A 17,443-nucleotide genomic window follows, 5' to 3' on the forward strand; every position below is an offset into this window, starting at 1 on the left:
TTAATAATTTTCTTCTTACTGTTCGACAATGGTTACTGAAAGATCTAATGCTGGATTCATTTGTATTGATGACTAGGACTCTTTGAGAGGATATCTTTAGCTGTTATTTTCGAACTATTAAAACGGGCAATTCGGCGGATGCTGCCAACTCTTTTGAGACACTTGTGCCGGTAATACGTTCTAGCAAGGAGTGTTGTTTGGCTACCACAACAATCATCTGCGCGTCAAACTGATCGGCATAATCCAAAAGTCCTTTGCTAGCATCATTGCCCTCGATATATTGAATGGAAGGATCTAATTCCTCAAACAAATCATAAAATGTATTTTGTTCATATGCTTTGCGAGCATCTAAAGGCACTTTAATATCTCTCCCAACATTTACGACGATCAATTGTGCTTGAAAGCTCTTTATCAGTTGAATTAGTTTGGCGATCGGTACAGTGTCTGCCACGTTTTTCAGATCGCAGCCCATTACAATTTTCCTGATGGGTTTAAACTGTGCACGAGGCGGAATTACCAGTATGGGCACATGAGTCGCTTTCATCAACTTTTTCGTATTGCTTCCTACCAGCAATTTCTTCAATACATCTCTTTCAGAACCGATTACTACAAGTTTGGCCTCGCATGTTTCAACAAGGTTTGCAAGCCCTGTTTCTAAAGGTCGGGAATCGGCTTTTGTTAAAATCAAGGTATCTTCAGGGGCTATTGACAATAAGCTTTCGCGTAATTCACTCAAAAATAACTCCATACATTCTTGCATTTTTTCTTGTGACAAGATCATGCTTTCCGGCGTTTCTCTCGAAACCGGCAGTAATTTGTAAGCATGGTAAAGAACCAAATAACGCACCTTAAGTTGCTTACATAATTCTGCCGCATATTGCACCGCATTTGTCGCGGGTTGCGAAAAATCTGTTGCAGCTAATATTGTTTCCATAATCTAATTATTTTAGTTAAATTTAGTTACCGCCCATCGGAAGGACGATAATCGAAAACAGCTCTTCATATGATGTTGATCATTAATTAGCCTCCGAGTATTGTGCATTTTGTCTGTCGCGAATTATAGATCGTAGGGAGGTTCCCTATAAGTCTATTTATGAGGGTGATTAAAACAGCCGCTAACGATGATTGTTATCAATCTACATTATATGCGCAAACAAACAAGTGTTACTGAGAGGCGTAATAAATCAACAAAAGGGGAATACTTTCTTAAATATAAAATGAAAGAAGCAACGTGGTTTTTCAAAGAAAGGGCTGAGGTTCTTAAAACGCTTGACGTTGACGAACAAACCGGTCTCTCGAATGCAGAAGTTTTATTAAGACGGAACAAAACCGGCGTCAATGAGCTTCAAAAAGAAAAAAGAAAGACCGTTTTAAGACTCTTCTTTACGCAACTCCAAGATTGGTTAATTTATATTCTGTTTGTCGCCACGTTAATAACTGTTTTTGTTGGAGCGTATGTTGATGCCGTTATTATTCTATGCGTCATTATATTAAACGCACTATTAGGCGTATTCCAAGAGATTAAAGCAAGTAATGCCATTGAAGAACTTCAGAAGATTAGTCGACCGAGGGCAATTGTTAAAAGGGAAAATACAACGACGGAAATAGACGCAAAGGATCTTGTTCCCGGGGATGTTGTGATTCTTGAAGTAGGGCGAAGCGTCCCTGCTGACATTCGCTTATTGGAAACGATTGACCTCAAAATCGATGAATCGGCTATTACCGGTGAATCGGTGCTTAGCTTAAAAGACGCTTCCTTTATTACAGATGACCATCAAACACCACTTGGGGATCGCTATAATATGGCATATATGTCAACCTTAGTAAGTACGGGGCGAGGATTAGGCATCGTTACGGCCACTGGTATGAAAACGGAGATCGGAAAAATCGCCAATCTGATAACAGGTCAAGAAACTCATAAAACACCGCTCGAAAAGCGCCTTGAACATCTCGGAAAAACTCTTGGAAGAATTGCTATCTGCGTATGCTTGTTGATATTTGTGATTGCGATGGCTCAGGGGAGAAACTTACTGGATATGTTTCTTCTTTCTGTATCGTTGGCAGTAGCGTCAATTCCGGAAGGCTTAGCAGCTATTGTGGCAATTGTGCTTTCCATAGGCGTTACCAGGATGTCAAAACAAAACGCTATTATACGCAAGCTATCAGCTGTTGAGACGTTGGGATCGGTAACTATCATCTGTTCAGATAAGACGGGAACACTCACTCAAAACCGTATGAAGGTAACTGATTATTGTCTTTCCAACGGTAAAGAAGGCGATCCTCTTTCCTTGGCCAAAGCCATGACTCTCTGTTCGGACGCCACGGTTGGTGATGGACAGGTTACAGGCGACCCAACCGAGATCGCCCTACTGCAATGGGGAGATGAGCTTCAGATAAATCGCAAATCGTTATACGAAAGCAACAAACGTATTGCAGAGTTACCCTTTGATTCGGACAGGAAATTGATGTCAACCGTGGTTGAAGAAAACGGGTCCTATACTGTATATACAAAAGGGGCACTAGATGAGCTTATCGAGAAATGTCGTTTTGTAGCAGAACGAGGGGAGAAAGAACTTTTGGATGATGAAAAAAAACAGTTTTATCGCGAAATCGCGGAAAACATGTCTAATCAATCATTGCGGGTGTTGAGCGCCGCCTATAAATCAATAGATTCGAATAAAGTTAAACCCGAAGATCTAGAACAAAACTTAATCTTATTGGGTTTTGTAGGCATGATTGACCCGCTAAGAGAAGAGGCGGTATTGTCAGTACAAAAAGCAAAAAGTGCGGGTATCATAACGGTCATGATTACCGGCGATCATAAAAAAACAGCTTTCGCCATTGCTCACCAGCTACGGATAGCTAATAAAATGGAAGAGGTTATTACCGGACAAGAAATTGACAGGCTCTCTGAGGAAGAATTTATCAAACAGGTTATGCAATACCGTGTGTTTGCTCGCGTTTCGCCGGAACATAAAGTTAAAATAGTCAATGCGCTGAAACGTTGTAAAAACATTGTCTCAATGACGGGCGACGGAGTCAATGATGCCCCTTCGTTGAGGGCGGCGGACATTGGAGTAGCGATGGGTATAACCGGAACAGATGTGGCTAAAAGTGCCGCCGATATGGTGTTAACAGATGACAACTATGCTACTATCATCACAGCTGTTGAGCAAGGCCGAAACATTTATAACAACATTAAGAAATCGGTTATCTTTTTGCTTTCTTGCAATCTGGGCGAAGTTTTCACATTAGTCTTTAGCTTATTACTTGGTTGGCCAACCCCATTATTAGCAACGCAGCTATTGTGGGTTAATCTAATTACAGACTCGTTGCCTGCAGTTACTTTGGGGATGAACCCTTCCAATCCCGAAGTCATGAAAGCTAAACCAAGACGGCTTCGGGAAAGTTTCTTTTCCGGTGGTGCGACGACTCAAGTTTTTTGGGGCGGGTTGCTTATTGGCCTGAACGCCTTATTTGCCTTTTACTATGGCTTTTACATTAATGAAGCAAGCCCATTTAACAACGTTGAAGACGACGAAATTTTATCTTATGCCCAAACCATGGCGTTTATCGTACTCGTTGGAAGTCAATTGCTTTATGCCTTATCCCTTAGAAGTAAACGAAAACATCTTTTCAGACTTAGCCTTCTTTTTAATAAATACCTTTTATATGCAATTATAATAGGTTTTATTCTACAATTGACTGCTATCATGATACCTTTTCTGCGAGAAGCATTTCATCTAGAACTACTCAGTTGGACAGATTGGGCAGTTGCCTTACTATTCTCTTTTTTTCCGCTGTTGATTACCGAACTCGTTAAGATGCTACGGGTTCAGCAAGAGAAAAGCTAGCCAAAAAGAGATTTGATGGCCTACTTTAGGCCACCGGCATTAGTAAAATAGGCACGCGCTTATAAACTTCTGCACCCTCAGCCGGTTTATCAGAAAATAGATGAGCGAAGAAATGATGCTTACGATGTGCAATTGCCAACATTCCCTGCTCCCCCAAAGTCATCAATCGGTTGATGATCGTTTCCGCGTGGCCATGCTTACCAGCGTTGAATATACGTATAGGTTGTTTAACCCGCGAAGATATGGTTTCTGTAAACAAAGATTCAATGACATCTTCGGTCAGATCCGGCAAACCTTCTGCACATACGTGTAACATAGATAGTTTTACATGTAGCGGCTCCGAGAGCTTAGCTAACTCCGTTACAATTTTAAAATCCGTATACCTGAGATCGGTTACATAGAGTATATTTTTTAAACCCTCAAAAACGACCTGCTCCGGAATGATCAGGATGGGACAATTTATCTTATCGACAATTTCTCTTACCTTTTTACCAAATAAAAACCCTGTTGTGTTTTTACCGTCTGCCGCTCCCATTAAAATGAGTTCAATATGCAGATCCTTAACCAAGTTAAACATGGTCTCTGCAAAAACACCCCGCTCAACCAAGCTTGTAATTACCGGTTTGAAATCCGTAGCCACCCAATGACCTTTGAGATCCTCCTTAATTTTTTCCAATTCGGAAAAAGCCTGTGCATAATTAGCCGTTCTGTCGTCAATTATACAGGATAAGATCATATTGGATTTCAAGCTTTGCGCTAGTTTTAACGCGTATTGCAAAACATTGTCTTTTTTGTTCGCAACATCAATCATCAAGAGAATATTCTTCATGTTTAATTCATTTTACCTCGTTAATTTTTCCATTTGTACAATGGAGCATACCGAATTCAAATTTCTTTTACTTCTTCCGCTTTTTGAATGATTTGGATAACCGCCAAAGATGATTGCGCTCATTATATTGTGATATGTTTGGAACACCAACTAATGTCTACAATCATTTATTGTACTTATGAAGATCATAGTTTCCTCGCCTTTTATGTACTTACTTCGCGTTATACAGTTTATTCAAATAACTCTTAAAAATATTCTTATGGACACCATTTTAGTTCCGACCGACTTTTCGGAAAACGCCAAAGGAGGAATCCGTTTTGCCATTAACATAGCGGCTTATACAGATACTCGTCTGCTATTTATCTATGTGGCACCGATTGTATATAAAACCGACCCGAACATGTCATATGAACATTTCGGTATCAATAAAGATGAGCAGTCGCTATCCTTAAAAAACTTTGTTGAGGCTTGTTACCAAGAAATGGGAGTTAAGCCCAAATCATACGACTGTACTGTTATCAGTGGGCTACGAGCAGATCTCGCTCTTCTACGGTTTTGCACTAAGAGTACAGACATCACTCACATTTCAATCAGTACACGGGGCGCTAGCGGACTAAGCAGACGCTTGGGTACAAATACCGGTAACCTTGTTACCAAATCATGTATTCCGGTCTTTGTCGTCCCCACAAATTATCGGCCGACACCGTTAAAGAGCGTACTCTACGCTTCAGATCTGCAAGATTATAAAAGAGAAATACAAGAGGTTTTAACATTTGTTGAGCCGTTCAAAGCAAACTTAGATGTGCTACATTTGACGAGCACACCCGAAGACATATCTACTGCCCCGTATACCAAATCAACAGCTTATCCGGTTGATTTTCACATTACAAAAAAAGATATACTTCAACCTTTCATTACACAATTATTGAAAGAAGTAGAACGCCTTAAGCCTTCCGTGCTGGTATTATTTACCCGGCAAAATCGGTCTTTCTTAGAAAAGTTGTTCCCGTCAATTTTAGCAGAGGAGTTGGCCTTTCATCCAAAGGTCCCTATGCTAATCTTTAGCAAGATAAAGGAAACAGCAGGTGAACCTATTTCGTAATTTTCAGTAATTAATAGATGCGCCTTTTAGCACCAACAACGGAATTTTTATTTGCTTCGCGATTTGTTTTGTATGACTTCTCTGCCATAGTTTAGCCAAGCCGCTTTCCGGTCTATGAACCATGGTTAAAACATCCACTTCGCCATTTTCTGATAGCCGTAAAATGCCGTCCTCAATGGTTTGGCCCGATAAATAGCGATAATAAATTCTATCATAGTTATTCTTACCGGCGACCTCCCGCAAGAAAGATTCAGTCTGTTGCTGATGCTGACCATCATTAGCGTCAGTAGTTACGTGACTGATCACTATTTCGGCATGAAATGGCTCGGCATATTTAGCCAATAATTCTATTAAGGCTATGTCGTTTGGACTTAGGTCGGTTGCAAAAGCAATTTTATTAATTTTCCGGTATTTAAAGTTATGTGGAATTAATAAAACAGGACAAGAAATGTGCCTGATAAAGTCCCTACTTTTACTTCCAAAAATAAACCGTTCGGCGTTACCCGCTCCATGCATTGCGGCCACAAGTAATATCGCTGCATTGCGTACTATTTCTTCGGCAATTTCTTGGTAAACCACGCCTTCTACTAAAGAAGACGTGACAGAAACCTTTTCCCCAGCATTGTTTTCTATAATTTGAAGCCTCAACTGTTGCTTCAAAAGGTTCATCTGCTGATTGGCTTTTTCTTTTACATCTTGATAATCAAGCACGGGCCATAGAATCTGGGTGTCTAAAAGTGCTTTATCTGCGACTTCCATTACGTGTACCAGATGTAAAGAGGCCTGCAGCGTTATCGCCATTTCTACGGCGTACAACGCAGCGTTATAAGCAGGTGCAGAAAAATCGGTAGGTACTAACACTGTTCTCATAACATATTTTTAGGGTAAAGTTCGTAAAGGTATCTTGCTCTGTCAGTGAAATCAATCATGCTTACCCATGATTGTCAACAGTATGGATCTCAAAGAAAGAAACTGCGTTCAAAAAGCCATTTAAACGGCCGTACTTTGTTACGATAAGTTAGTTTATATCGTTCAATACTGTGCGTTTATATGAAGGTGTAAAGGTATCAGTTGGTCTGCTTATGCTAGATGATACGTATCAATATCGCAGTTGATTGGAATCATATCTATCTTTTAACACAAGCGCTATCTTTCCGATAAAATTAGCAAGCAGCCCAGGCTGCAACGGTTCAAGATTTTGAATAAGATTTTAACCAATAAATGCTAAAGATTGCTACAAGAAAACCCATAAAAAATAGAGAAATGAAAACGATATTAATCATCCTGATGTTGGTTCACGGCGCCATTCATCTCTTCGGTTATTCAAAAGTACTGATTGTACTAAGCCATCGGCCTTTTCAATCGAACTTACACCGACTCGGATGGCTGTTGAGCTGTCTCTTATTCCTCACAAGCGCAATCCTTCTGTACATTCATCAAAGTAGCTGGCAAATTGTGTGTTTTATTGCTATGTTTACTTCTCAACTTTTGATCACAAGTACGTGGAAGGAGGCTAAATATGGTACAATTGGAAATATTCTCTTATTTTTAATGATCCTACTTGTAAACCGTTTAATCTAGGACTCATTTCTGTTTAAGAAGATTGTATCCGAAGATTTACCAGTATTCCGATAAACAAAGGACAAAGAAATAGTGGAGACACCAATTAAGAGGATACCTAAGCCCGTCCAGGCAATGGTATTAAGAAAACCAACGGTCTGTAGAAAATCGACAGTGGCGCTTACAACAATCATCAAGGAAATCAAGATAATAGCTATTCCCATAGCGAGTTGTAACCACCACCGCTGATAGGCGTAAAACCGAAGTAATAATGCAAAACGCAATACCGTAAAACCTTTGTAAAACACCCAGATGCTAATTACGGGTGTCAGTATAATCATCATAATCAATGGAGATAATAATAAATATATGCCCATGGCAATATCGATGATTCCACCCACCAACATGGTCAACCACATCTTTATTATTTTTTGATGTTGTATGATGAATAGTATCTCAAGGACACCACTGACAATGATCAAAACGGAGAAGCTAAGGCTAATAAACAAATAGGATTGAAAAGGGCGCCATAAAGTTAGGAACCCTATTATTACCAATAAAATACCGGTGATTAAGATCCGCTTGTTAAGCTGTGTAGATTTTTTGATATCGCGTTCCATAATTTGACTTTTATGCAATAAAATTAGCCTTTATCGTGGCCAATATATATGACTGGTATTAGGGATTCTATTGATCGTTATCATAAGGGAGTTATAAGCTATTATGGAATTTTGTATTAAAAACATAGAGCTAATGCTTACGATTGATAATAAAAAGGCTGTATTGCTTCAGGCTTTTGGAGCAGCAGAAACAGTTACAGGTTCGAAACTACTCGTGCGTACGCCGTCACTCAACATTATGATTGATTGCGGTTTGTTCCAAGGATTGAAATCACTACGAGCTAAAAACTGGCAGTATCCACCTATTAATCCCGGTAAAATTGATGATTTACTTATCACCCATGCTCATCTTGACCACACGGGCTATATTCCACTACTTGTAAAATATGGATATAAGGGCAAAATTTACATGAGTGCTCCTACACGGGAGCTATGTGAAATCATCTTACGTGATAGTGCTAAATTACAGGAAGAAGATGCTTACAAAGCAAATGTGCATGGCTATACGAAGCACAAACTTGCTGAACCTTTGTATACAATTGCCGATGTGGAAGTGGCGCTAAAACAATTTGTAACAGTAGAACTCAACAAACTGTACCAACTAAATAACTACATAAATTTTCAGTTCTTTCCGGCTGGACATATACCGGGTGCTTGTTCAATTAAGCTCAACTGCTATGGTAAACACATTGTATTTTCGGGTGATCTAGGTCGCCGGCATACACCTTATCTTCCCTCTCCGCAAGCACCTGGAGAGGCAGATTATCTTGTTATGGAAGCCACTTATGGTGATCGGCTTCATGAAAGCTCAGATGCGGGAGAACAGCTCACCGCGATGGTTCGGGAAGTAATCTCCCAGGGGGGCAACTTATTAATCCCCTGCTTCGCAGTAGGCCGGGCCCAAGAGCTCCTCCTTTTGCTATATCAATTGAAACAAGAACGAAAAATACCTAAAGAAATTCCTATCTTTCTAGATAGCCCTATGGCCTCCTTAGCAAACAAAGTATTACTGCGCTATCCGGAGTGGACGACACTGGCCAATCGGCACTGGCAAAAAGTATTGAGCAGTATAACCATCAATAAGAATTTCAGTGGTACCGAGAGAATAATCAAACAAAAGGGCAGTAAAATCGTTCTTGCCGGAAGTGGTATGCTTACAGGAGGTCGGGCACTCGAGTACCTTAAACATTATCTTGGCGACGACCGGAATATTGTGCTGCTAATTGGCTTCCAAGCGGCCGGCACCCGGGGGAGAGCATTATTGAATGGCGCTTACGAAATAAAGATCCACGGCGGATATTATCCGGTAATTGCAAAGGTTCACGAAATTACCGGTCTGTCGGCCCATGCAGATCAACAGGAACTAATGGACTGGCTATACAGCAACAATAAAGCACCGATAAAATTATATCTGAATCATGGTGAACCCTGTGCTTTAGAGGCCTTACGTGTAAAGGTTAAGGATAAATTGCGATGGGATGTGACGATCCTAAAACAAGATCAATTAGAAGTATTATATGCAGTTTAAGCAAAAACAATTCGTAACCTTAATTGTCTTCAAAAATATCTATATTTACGAAAGCCACTGACAGCCCTTGAAACACACTTTCTAAAAATAACGCTCTATTCATGTAAGTGTTAATGGCTTTTATGATTGGTCAAACTATACGCTCATGAAAAAAATTGTTCTCATCGAAGATAATCAAGAGATTAGAGAAAGTATGGCTGAAATCTTGGATCTTGCCGGTTATAAAGTTTACACTGCGGAAAATGGAAAATTAGGGGCTTCCCTAGCTTTAGAATATCAACCAGATTTGATTATATGCGATATTATGATGCCTGTTTTGGATGGCTATGGTGTTATCCATTTATTGCACAAGCATATGCCTATGCATCATATTCCATTTATTTTCATTTCTGCGAAGACCGAACGAATGGATGTACGAAAAGGTATGGATCTGGGAGCCGATGATTACTTAACCAAACCTTTTGATGGAACAGAGCTTTTAAACGTGGTAGAAGCCCGGCTAAAAAAAAGTGAGTTTTTAAAAGAAAAATTGCAGCCTAACTTAAATGGCGTAAGTCAATTGATGCGTAGCTTAGGTGAACGAGATTACATGGAAGATCTTAAAGAAGGTCGTAATATCAATAGGTATAAAAAGAAACAGTTGATTTACTCAGAGGGGAATCAGCCCGCACGTTTATTCTATGTTTTGAAAGGCAAAGTAAAAACTTTCAAGCGAAATACAGACGGAAAGGAGCTTATTATAAACCTATATAAAGCGGGCGATTTTTTAGGTTACCGTGCCTTACTTGAAAACTGCGAGTATCGAGAATCTGCTGAAGCACTTGAAGATACAGAACTAGCACTTATACCTAAGTCTGATTTTGAGGAACTATTGAACAGTAATTTTGCGGTGATGAGGAAGTTTATCAATATTTTAGCTGAAAACCTGGACATGAGCGAAAATCAATTACTGGCGGTAGCGTACAATTCCCTACGTAAAAAAGTGGCCGACTCCTTAATAACCTTATATGATAAATACAACGCGGAAAGGGCTTTCCCCTTTTATATTGATTTATCCAGGGAAAACCTTGCTTCCATCGCCGGTGTCGCTAAAGAATCACTGATCCGCACATTGGGCGATTTCAAACAAGAAAAGCTAATCACGATCGAGGACAATCGGATTTCCATTGTGAATTATGATAAATTAAGAAAAATGCACAATTAATTTTCTACCAAACCAGTTAATAGGTTCGTTTATACCACTTGATTAATTCGTACCACAATACGCTAAAAAAACCGACGATTGCACTCAATAAGAGTTGCGCTATGGATAGGTTTTGAAAGCCAAAAAAGGAACGTAGGGGCGGTATCGTTAAAAGCAATAAAACCACAAGGGCAGTAATCAATATAATCCAGGGAACGAGCACATTCCTGTACTTCAAAACCGCAATAAAAGAGTAATAAAAAGAGCGGTTCACCAAAGTTAATGTGATATTCGCCGTTATAAGTGTAAGAAAAACCATGGTACGAACGCCTGTCTCTCCCAACCCGGCATGGACACCAAACAAATAAATCCCCAGTATGCCAAGGGTAATCGCCAAACCTTGGATAATACTGGTGCCCAACTCTTTCCACGTAAAAAAGGTTTGTGTTAACGGGCGAGGTTTCCGCTGCATAGTATTCGGCTCCATGGGTTCATTTTCATAAGCAATGGAGCAAGTTGGCCCCATAATTAATTCTAAAAAGATAACATGTACAGGAGAAAAAATAGTCGGATACACCCATCCAAGCACCAACGGGACAAGCACAACCAGTATAATAGGAATGTGGATGGAAATAATATATTGTATTGCTTTTTTCAAGTTAGTATAAATCTTCCTTCCCATGGCGATTGCTGTGACCATTTTGGATAAGTCATCTTCCAGTAATATCAACGAGGCAGCTTCCTTCGCAATTTCGGAACCCTTTCTGCCCATGGCAATACCGATATGAGCCGCTCGTAAGGCCGGTCCATCGTTTACCCCATCGCCTACCATACCAACAACCTCCCGGTTATTCTTTAGAATTTCCATTACTTTTAGTTTCGCTTCAGGAAACATGCGTGTAAAGATCTGATTGTCCATTACGGCCTTCGTTAAGGCCGGTTCCTGTAATTGTAATAAATCGGCACCTGTGATATGCCGTTCTCGACCATTGAAGTCTATCTTCTCCGCAATTGCCAAAGTGGTTATCGCATTATCGCCTGTAATAAGTTTAACCTTAATTCCTGCATTGTAGAACTGTTTAAGCACCTCCTTGCTATTTCTTTTTGGCGGATCATAAAAGGCAATTAATCCAACAAATTCAAATAGCAATGATTGTTGCTTTTCCGGGAATTCATTTCCCGGAAAATGAGAAACGCCAACACCTAATAAGCGATAACCTTTAGACGCCAGACGCTCTATGGCACCTTCGAGTCTCAATTTGTCTTCATTAGTAAAATTGGCGATCGCATAAAAGGCCTCGGGTGCACCTTTGGCTGCTATAATACGCTGGCCTTGTTCGTTTTCAAACACATGCGTCATCATTGGTGGCACACCCTCTATTGGATATTCATATACCATATGAAATAACGGGCGTTCATCCAAATCAATCGCCTTCGCATACTGCTCATGCACTGCTTTTTCCATGGGGTCAAACGGAACAATTTCACTGGCCCACATAGCCGCGGTTAACAGTTTCTTTGCGGATTCACCTAGCTTTTGGTCCACTATATCGTAGTATTTGTCTTCTTCCCAAGTATACAGGTTTATCAGGCTCATCTTATTTTCCGTGAGTGTTCCTGTTTTATCCGTACATATCACAGTTGCACTTCCCAAAGCTTCCACAGTCTTCATCTGCTTAACTAACACGCCGTTCTTCATCAATCGCCATGCACCCAGGGCCATAAATGTAGTAAATGCAACCGGAATTTCTTCGGGTAAAATACTCATGGCTAAAGTCAAAGCCTTAAGTAGACTATCCAGAATGGTGAGCGATTTTAAATAATTTATAAACCAAACAAGCAAAAATACCGAAACGCCTACATAAGCCATTTTTCTTACAAATGATTCGACTTGCTTCTCTAGTGGTGTTTTTTCAACCGCTATATGGTCGATACTTTTTCCTATTTTGGCAAGTGCAGTTTGTTCCCCAACTGCTGTTACTAACGCAACTGCAGAACCGCTTACCACGTTTGTTCCCTGAAAAACATAGGCATCATCTGCAGCTCCGTCCTTATAAACCGCTAAAGATTCACCGGTAAGAATGGATTCGTTTACAGAAAAATCATGTGCACGGAGTACTTTACCATCTGCAGCAATGGTATTCCCTTCTTCAACTATCAGGTAATCGCCCAGAACAAGTTCTTTACTGTCAATTATGACAACTCCATCGGAACGAATGACTTTGCTTTTGGGAGCTGTGATCTGTTTCAATTTCGCGATTGCCTTTCTACTTCTCGAATCCTGAAATATGGAAATGACACTGATAAACACAATAGAAACTGACAGGAATATCGCATCTGCCTTCTCTCCACTCACAAAATATATGGCAGAAGCTAACAATAAAAGGAGTACCATCGGTTCTTTCAACAGTTGAATTACTATATGAATCAAGCCACGCTCCTTTTGTTGTTCAATACTATTTTCTCCCCCACGCTGTCGTTGCTCAACAACTTCAGTTGCTGTCAAACCACGAAAACCGTATTGGTTAGCATTTGTTTCTATTTCAGAATTTGTAGCATTCATAAATTAACTATTGAATCGAGTCTGTGTTTTCAACCATCACTCCGGTAATAACGATCAATCTTACAAAAAACAAATATAGACTCGATAAGTTCATTAACGGATAATCAGCAGAGGAACCCGCGTTTTTGCAGCTAATTTCTTAGAAATACTCTCCTTGGTAATTCGCTCTATAAACGAATGTTTCTTCGCTATTACGATAATCATCTGCGCTTGATGATTTTCAGTATAGCTAAGAATTCCTTTATCAATATTTCTATTATCTATATAATGAATAGATGCATTAAAATCTTCGAACAAATCATAAAAGTCATATTGTTCGCGGATCATATCGGCATCAAAATGCTCTTCCTCTTTATAGTCTACATGCACTACCAGCAGCTGGGCGTTCAACTTCCCTATTAGATACTTAAGTTTTTCAATCGGCATGGTCTCAGCGACGTCTTCCAGATCACAACCGAGAACAATTTTATCAATTGGTTGAAAGGCAGCGTTGACCGGTACGACTAATAAAGGTAAGTGGCAATTTTTTAATAGGGACTTTGTACTGCTACCCACCAGCAGTTTCTCCCAGGTATTTTTACCAGACAACCCAATCACAACCAAATTGACGCCGTGTTCTACTGCTAGGTTATTGATTCCCTGTTCCATGTTTAGCGAGTTCGCTACTAGGGTAATTTTCGTATGTGGATCCAAGATCTGTATAAATTCGCGTTTTAATTCGTCCAGCAGATCCAAACTACGTTCATGCAGTCGGCCATCAGACAGTGCAATGCTCTCTGGGATATCAGCAGTAGTAGGAAGCAGTTCATAAGAGTGGTATAATATTAGGTGTTTAGCTTCCAACTGGTTACTTAAATGTGCCGCATAATTAGCCGCGTGATTGGCAGCTTTTGAGAAGTCTGTTGCGATTAATAAAGTTTCCATAATGATCATTTTATTTCAAGCAAAGCTATGTAAGTTGTCAGGTATCCCGGATGATGAACGACATAATAGACTATGATTTTAATCATAATAGCTTTCTTCTCTTTTCAGGCAAAACGCCCCTTTTATCAATGTGACGATAATCATTTGTAAGGTTGAGGTAAATCATCCACGTGTTGAAGACAGCGGAGTACCTTTGATATCAAGATTAAACAGCAAAACTATGATACCAAAGACAATGAAGGCGGCCGTTCTACATGAGTTCGGCAAGCCACTCCAAATTGAGCAAGTTCCTGTAAAGCAGCCCAAAGAAAACCAAATTCTCGTAAAGGTTGTTACTTGTGGCGTCTGTCATACCGATTTACACGCCTGTGAAGGTGACTGGCCGGTAAAACCGAAATTGCCTCTAATTCCAGGACACGAAGCTGTGGGTTATGTTGTCGCATTGGGCCCACTGGTATCAAATGTCAAAGAAGGCGATATTGTAGGTGTTCCCTGGTTATTTAGTGCCTGTGGTTACTGCGAGTACTGCATTAGCGGCTGGGAAACACTTTGTGAAAGCCAACAGAACGGCGGGTATAGCGTAGACGGTGGATACGCAGAATATGTAGTGGCGGATGCAAGATATGTAGCCCATTTCCCACCAAATATTAATTTTCTAGAAATTGCACCGATAACCTGCGCAGGCGTTACCGTATACAAAGGTTTAAAAGAGACAGATACCAAACCCGGTGAGTGGGTAGCCATTTCCGGAATAGGAGGCCTTGGTCACCTTGCTGTTCAATACGCTAAGTCAATGGGATTACATGTAGCGGCTATTGATGTTGCCGATGATAAGTTGGCATTAGCAAAATCATTGGGCGCAGATATTACCGTCAATGCGACAGAAACAAACCCAGGTTCCTTTCTGAAACGGGCAACGGGAGGAATGCACGGTGTTCTTGTAACTGCCGTTTCGCCCATCGCCTTCAAACAAGGAATTGAAGCATTACGGCGAAAAGGTACAATCTCCTTGAATGGGCTTCCTCCGGGCAGTTTTGATCTGCCCATTTTTGACACCGTTCTTAATCGGTATACAGTACGAGGCTCAATTGTAGGTACTAGAAAAGACATGCAAGAAGCGATTGGCTTTGCCGTGGAAGGGAAAGTAAAAGCTTCTGTACATGCCGGCAAACTGGAAGATATCAACCAGATCTTTGACGATATGAGAAAAGGTAGTATCGAAGGTCGAGTGGTGCTTCAGATCGGAAGCCCTACCTTATAAATGATAAGCCCTATGAAAACCATGCTGCTCGCCCTGTTTTTAATAACAGGGCTCACCGCAAAAACGATTGCCATACAACAAACCATCTACTTAACGCTAGACGATGGTCCACTTCCCGAAAGTAAATGCATCGACAGTTTAGTTAGAGTAGAACGAATAGCCGTCAATATATTTGCCGTAGGAGCAAACTTATCCAGTAAGGAAGGACGTATAAATTACACTCGTTATAAAAGTAATCCCCATATCAAAATCTTTAATCACAGTTACAGCCATGCAAATGGTCATTATAGAAAATACTATCGAGATACAGCAGCTGTGTTAAAGGACTTTCAGAAAAATGACTCGCTTCTTAATCCTTTTTCCTCGATTATCCGGATGCCAGGCAGAAATATGTGGCGAATAAACGGTCGAAGTAAAAATGACATAACAAACGGAATTGAAGCGGCCGATCATTTGGCAGCAAACGGATATACCATTATCGGCTGGGATATAGCATGGCTGCAGGACAGCATAACGAAAGAGCCAAGCATAGATGCACTAGGTTTAATGGAAGTAATTGAACATAGATTAAAGAGACGCAACACTTTTACCAAAGATCATTTAGTACTCCTCTTACATGACGAAATGTTTTGTTCGGCGATCATGGTAAACGAATTAAAAAAACTGATTGAAGAGATGAACAGGAAAAAATTAAGATTCGCCTACCTGGACAGCTATCCTTTAATTAACAAATAATCAGACCATGGACACACAAGATATTGACCAATTATTAAAACATCAGAACGAACAACTGTCCAAATTACATCAGATTGTTAAGGAAACAATCGTTGATGAGCAGCTCATCATTCAAAATTTATCGAACCCACCACTGGAAACCATCAGCAGAGGTCAGAAATTGTCCGATAAAGTGGCTCGCTTCGGTGGCAGCTGGTGGTTTATTATTGTCTTTATTTTAGTGCTTACCTGCTGGATACTCATTAATACCCTTGCTTCCTCATTATATATCTTTGACCCGTACCCTTATATTCTTATGAATCTAATCCTTTCATGTGTGGCGGCCTTACAAGCCCCAATTATTATGATGAGCCAAAATAGACAGGAGGAGAAAGACAGGAAAAGAAGTGAAAATGATTACCTGATAAACCTGAAAGCCGAACTGCAAATTCGCAGTTTACATAAGAAAATGGATCTGTTATTGGAAGGGGAACTAAAAACACTCTTTGAAGCCCAAAAACAACAGTTTGATTTACTTAAACATATAAGTGCAAAGTTAGCGGATCAGACATCAAAGCTTTGATTTGTAAAGGGAGATATGGGATCGACACAACAGACAATTCACATTAAATGGTTATAATATGAAAACGGCGAATAAAACAAATGTACTTTTGAAGATGTTGAGCATGAAGGATTGCAATGAGATATTTTGCATTTCCAGAGAAGGCATTGTAACTGGTAATTTTTTACAAGATCTTCAATTAAATGAAAACAGCCCGATCGAATTTACCCAAAGATTGTTGTGGCTCAGTAAAGGCCTTTATACGATTCGCTTGGACTACGATCCTAAAAAAATTGTTGGCTATACCCTATTTTATCGGCTAAACGTTGCCTTCTTTCGCAGCCTTTGTATTTTATCTGATTTTTATCGCCCCAATATTATATCGCAGGTTCATGAACAAATGAGTGAACTGGGCAAATTCTGTTATGGTATTACAACTTGCATAAGTAAACGGAATCCACTGTCGAATTCGGATATGGGGTTCTCAATGCAATTAATTCCTGGAACTTTTACAAGATAATTGAGTAAACACATACCGTCCTTGTCAAAAATTTCATTTCCATTCACATACAGTAATGTAAATTTTTGGCATGGTAAGCTCCATTCGGCCTATTCATCATACAGATCATGCTTGATGCCTTTTAATTCTTCATCACTTATGTCTTTATGCTTGATGGCCATAAGCGAAGTAAGTACCACTACTGCAAAAGGGTTCAGATTATTCCTGAGAAAGTGCTCGTCCT

At 40.1% G+C, this 17,443-nt stretch carries 15 protein-coding genes; 9 read left to right on the forward strand and 6 right to left on the reverse strand.

The window, feature by feature from the left end; all coding sequences use genetic code 11:
• Positions 1–103: 103 nt before the first annotated feature.
• Complete coding sequence (locus FKG96_RS18210) at positions 104–934, reverse strand: universal stress protein (RefSeq protein WP_149105793.1); 831 nt, start codon at positions 932–934, stop codon at positions 104–106.
• A gap of 283 nt (positions 935–1,217) precedes the next feature.
• On the opposite strand from FKG96_RS18210, the gene FKG96_RS18215 reads away from it, so the two are divergent.
• The gene (locus tag FKG96_RS18215) at positions 1,218–3,854 is read left to right on the forward strand and encodes a cation-translocating P-type ATPase (protein ID WP_149105794.1); all 2,637 of its coding nucleotides are present in this window, start codon (positions 1,218–1,220) and stop codon (positions 3,852–3,854) included.
• 25 nt (positions 3,855–3,879) lie between these two features.
• On the opposite strand, the gene FKG96_RS18220 is transcribed toward FKG96_RS18215, so the two are convergent.
• The gene (locus tag FKG96_RS18220) at positions 3,880–4,683 is read right to left on the reverse strand and encodes a universal stress protein (protein WP_149105795.1); all 804 of its coding nucleotides are present in this window, start codon (positions 4,681–4,683) and stop codon (positions 3,880–3,882) included.
• A 259-nt stretch (positions 4,684–4,942) separates the two neighbouring features.
• Here FKG96_RS18220 and FKG96_RS18225 point away from each other — a divergent pair, with 259 nt between their 5' ends.
• Entirely contained in the window at positions 4,943–5,785 is an 843-nt protein-coding gene (locus FKG96_RS18225) for a universal stress protein (protein WP_168204574.1), read from the forward strand.
• 3 nt (positions 5,786–5,788) lie between these two features.
• Here FKG96_RS18225 and FKG96_RS18230 read toward each other — a convergent pair whose 3' ends face one another.
• Positions 5,789–6,655 carry a universal stress protein gene (locus FKG96_RS18230; RefSeq protein WP_149105797.1) on the reverse strand — a complete coding sequence of 289 codons (867 nt, stop codon included), beginning with the start codon at positions 6,653–6,655 and terminating at the stop codon, positions 5,789–5,791.
• 393 nt (positions 6,656–7,048) lie between these two features.
• On the opposite strand from FKG96_RS18230, the gene FKG96_RS18235 reads away from it, so the two are divergent.
• Complete coding sequence (locus FKG96_RS18235) at positions 7,049–7,366, forward strand: hypothetical protein (protein WP_149105798.1); 318 nt, start codon at positions 7,049–7,051, stop codon at positions 7,364–7,366.
• Here FKG96_RS18235 and FKG96_RS18240 read toward each other — a convergent pair.
• Complete coding sequence (locus FKG96_RS18240) at positions 7,363–7,965, reverse strand: HdeD family acid-resistance protein (RefSeq protein ID WP_149105799.1); 603 nt, start codon at positions 7,963–7,965, stop codon at positions 7,363–7,365. The two genes, FKG96_RS18235 and FKG96_RS18240, sit on opposite strands and share 4 nt — an antisense overlap.
• Positions 7,966–8,098: 133 nt before the next feature.
• On the opposite strand from FKG96_RS18240, the gene FKG96_RS18245 reads away from it, so the two are divergent.
• Both FKG96_RS18245 and FKG96_RS18250 read left to right on the forward strand, forming a co-directional pair.
• Positions 8,099–9,493: an MBL fold metallo-hydrolase RNA specificity domain-containing protein gene (locus FKG96_RS18245; RefSeq protein WP_149105800.1), complete on the forward strand. Its 1,395-nt coding sequence runs from the start codon at positions 8,099–8,101 to the stop codon at positions 9,491–9,493.
• A gap of 145 nt (positions 9,494–9,638) precedes the next feature.
• A complete protein-coding gene (locus FKG96_RS18250; RefSeq protein WP_149105801.1) occupies positions 9,639–10,697 on the forward strand; it encodes a response regulator in 1,059 nt (352 codons plus the stop codon).
• A 16-nt stretch (positions 10,698–10,713) separates the two neighbouring features.
• Here the strand turns inward: FKG96_RS18250 and FKG96_RS18255 are convergent, their stop codons facing one another.
• Together FKG96_RS18255 and FKG96_RS18260 are read right to left on the reverse strand one after the other, a co-directional pair.
• Positions 10,714–13,239 (reverse strand): cation-translocating P-type ATPase, encoded by a 2,526-nt coding sequence (locus FKG96_RS18255; RefSeq protein ID WP_149105802.1) that lies wholly within the window; start codon positions 13,237–13,239, stop codon positions 10,714–10,716.
• A 93-nt stretch (positions 13,240–13,332) separates the two neighbouring features.
• A complete protein-coding gene (locus FKG96_RS18260; protein WP_168204575.1) occupies positions 13,333–14,163 on the reverse strand; it encodes a universal stress protein in 831 nt (276 codons plus the stop codon).
• A 220-nt stretch (positions 14,164–14,383) separates the two neighbouring features.
• Between FKG96_RS18260 and adhP the strand changes: the two genes are divergently transcribed.
• Genes adhP through FKG96_RS18280 form a run of 4 tightly spaced genes read left to right on the forward strand, consistent with a single transcriptional unit; the run spans position 14,384 to position 17,220 of the window.
• Entirely contained in the window at positions 14,384–15,424 is a 1,041-nt protein-coding gene (gene adhP / locus FKG96_RS18265; RefSeq protein ID WP_149105804.1) for an alcohol dehydrogenase AdhP, read from the forward strand.
• Between the two features lie 12 nt (positions 15,425–15,436).
• A complete protein-coding gene (locus tag FKG96_RS18270) occupies positions 15,437–16,159 on the forward strand; it encodes a polysaccharide deacetylase family protein (protein WP_168204576.1) in 723 nt (240 codons plus the stop codon).
• Positions 16,160–16,166: 7 nt separating this feature from the next.
• A complete protein-coding gene (locus FKG96_RS18275) occupies positions 16,167–16,721 on the forward strand; it encodes a DUF1003 domain-containing protein (protein WP_149105806.1) in 555 nt (184 codons plus the stop codon).
• A gap of 58 nt (positions 16,722–16,779) precedes the next feature.
• Positions 16,780–17,220 carry a hypothetical protein gene (locus FKG96_RS18280; protein ID WP_149105807.1) on the forward strand — a complete coding sequence of 147 codons (441 nt, stop codon included), beginning with the start codon at positions 16,780–16,782 and terminating at the stop codon, positions 17,218–17,220.
• Positions 17,221–17,443 lie beyond the last annotated feature (223 nt).

Origin of the sequence: Olivibacter sp. LS-1 (assembly GCF_008245145.1) — a bacterium.
Lineage (GTDB): Bacteria > Bacteroidota > Bacteroidia > Sphingobacteriales > Sphingobacteriaceae > Olivibacter > Olivibacter oleidegradans.

Excerpts from the sequence above, each read along its gene's own strand:
- FKG96_RS18210 (WP_149105793.1), bottom strand. The coding sequence starts at position 934 with ATGGAAACAATATTAGCTGCAACAGATTTTTCGCAACCCGCGACAAAT.
- FKG96_RS18215 (WP_149105794.1), top strand. The coding sequence starts at position 1,218 with ATGAAAGAAGCAACGTGGTTTTTCAAAGAAAGGGCTGAGGTTCTTAAA.
- FKG96_RS18220 (WP_149105795.1), bottom strand. The coding sequence starts at position 4,683 with ATGAAGAATATTCTCTTGATGATTGATGTTGCGAACAAAAAAGACAAT.
- FKG96_RS18225 (WP_168204574.1), top strand. The coding sequence starts at position 4,943 with ATGGACACCATTTTAGTTCCGACCGACTTTTCGGAAAACGCCAAAGGA.
- FKG96_RS18230 (WP_149105797.1), bottom strand. The coding sequence starts at position 6,655 with ATGAGAACAGTGTTAGTACCTACCGATTTTTCTGCACCTGCTTATAAC.
- FKG96_RS18235 (WP_149105798.1), top strand. The coding sequence starts at position 7,049 with ATGAAAACGATATTAATCATCCTGATGTTGGTTCACGGCGCCATTCAT.
- FKG96_RS18240 (WP_149105799.1), bottom strand. The coding sequence starts at position 7,965 with ATGGAACGCGATATCAAAAAATCTACACAGCTTAACAAGCGGATCTTA.
- FKG96_RS18245 (WP_149105800.1), top strand. The coding sequence starts at position 8,099 with ATGCTTACGATTGATAATAAAAAGGCTGTATTGCTTCAGGCTTTTGGA.
- FKG96_RS18250 (WP_149105801.1), top strand. The coding sequence starts at position 9,639 with ATGAAAAAAATTGTTCTCATCGAAGATAATCAAGAGATTAGAGAAAGT.
- FKG96_RS18255 (WP_149105802.1), bottom strand. The coding sequence starts at position 13,239 with ATGAATGCTACAAATTCTGAAATAGAAACAAATGCTAACCAATACGGT.
- FKG96_RS18260 (WP_168204575.1), bottom strand. The coding sequence starts at position 14,163 with ATGGAAACTTTATTAATCGCAACAGACTTCTCAAAAGCTGCCAATCAC.
- adhP (WP_149105804.1), top strand. The coding sequence starts at position 14,384 with ATGATACCAAAGACAATGAAGGCGGCCGTTCTACATGAGTTCGGCAAG.
- FKG96_RS18270 (WP_168204576.1), top strand. The coding sequence starts at position 15,437 with ATGAAAACCATGCTGCTCGCCCTGTTTTTAATAACAGGGCTCACCGCA.
- FKG96_RS18275 (WP_149105806.1), top strand. The coding sequence starts at position 16,167 with ATGGACACACAAGATATTGACCAATTATTAAAACATCAGAACGAACAA.
- FKG96_RS18280 (WP_149105807.1), top strand. The coding sequence starts at position 16,780 with ATGAAAACGGCGAATAAAACAAATGTACTTTTGAAGATGTTGAGCATG.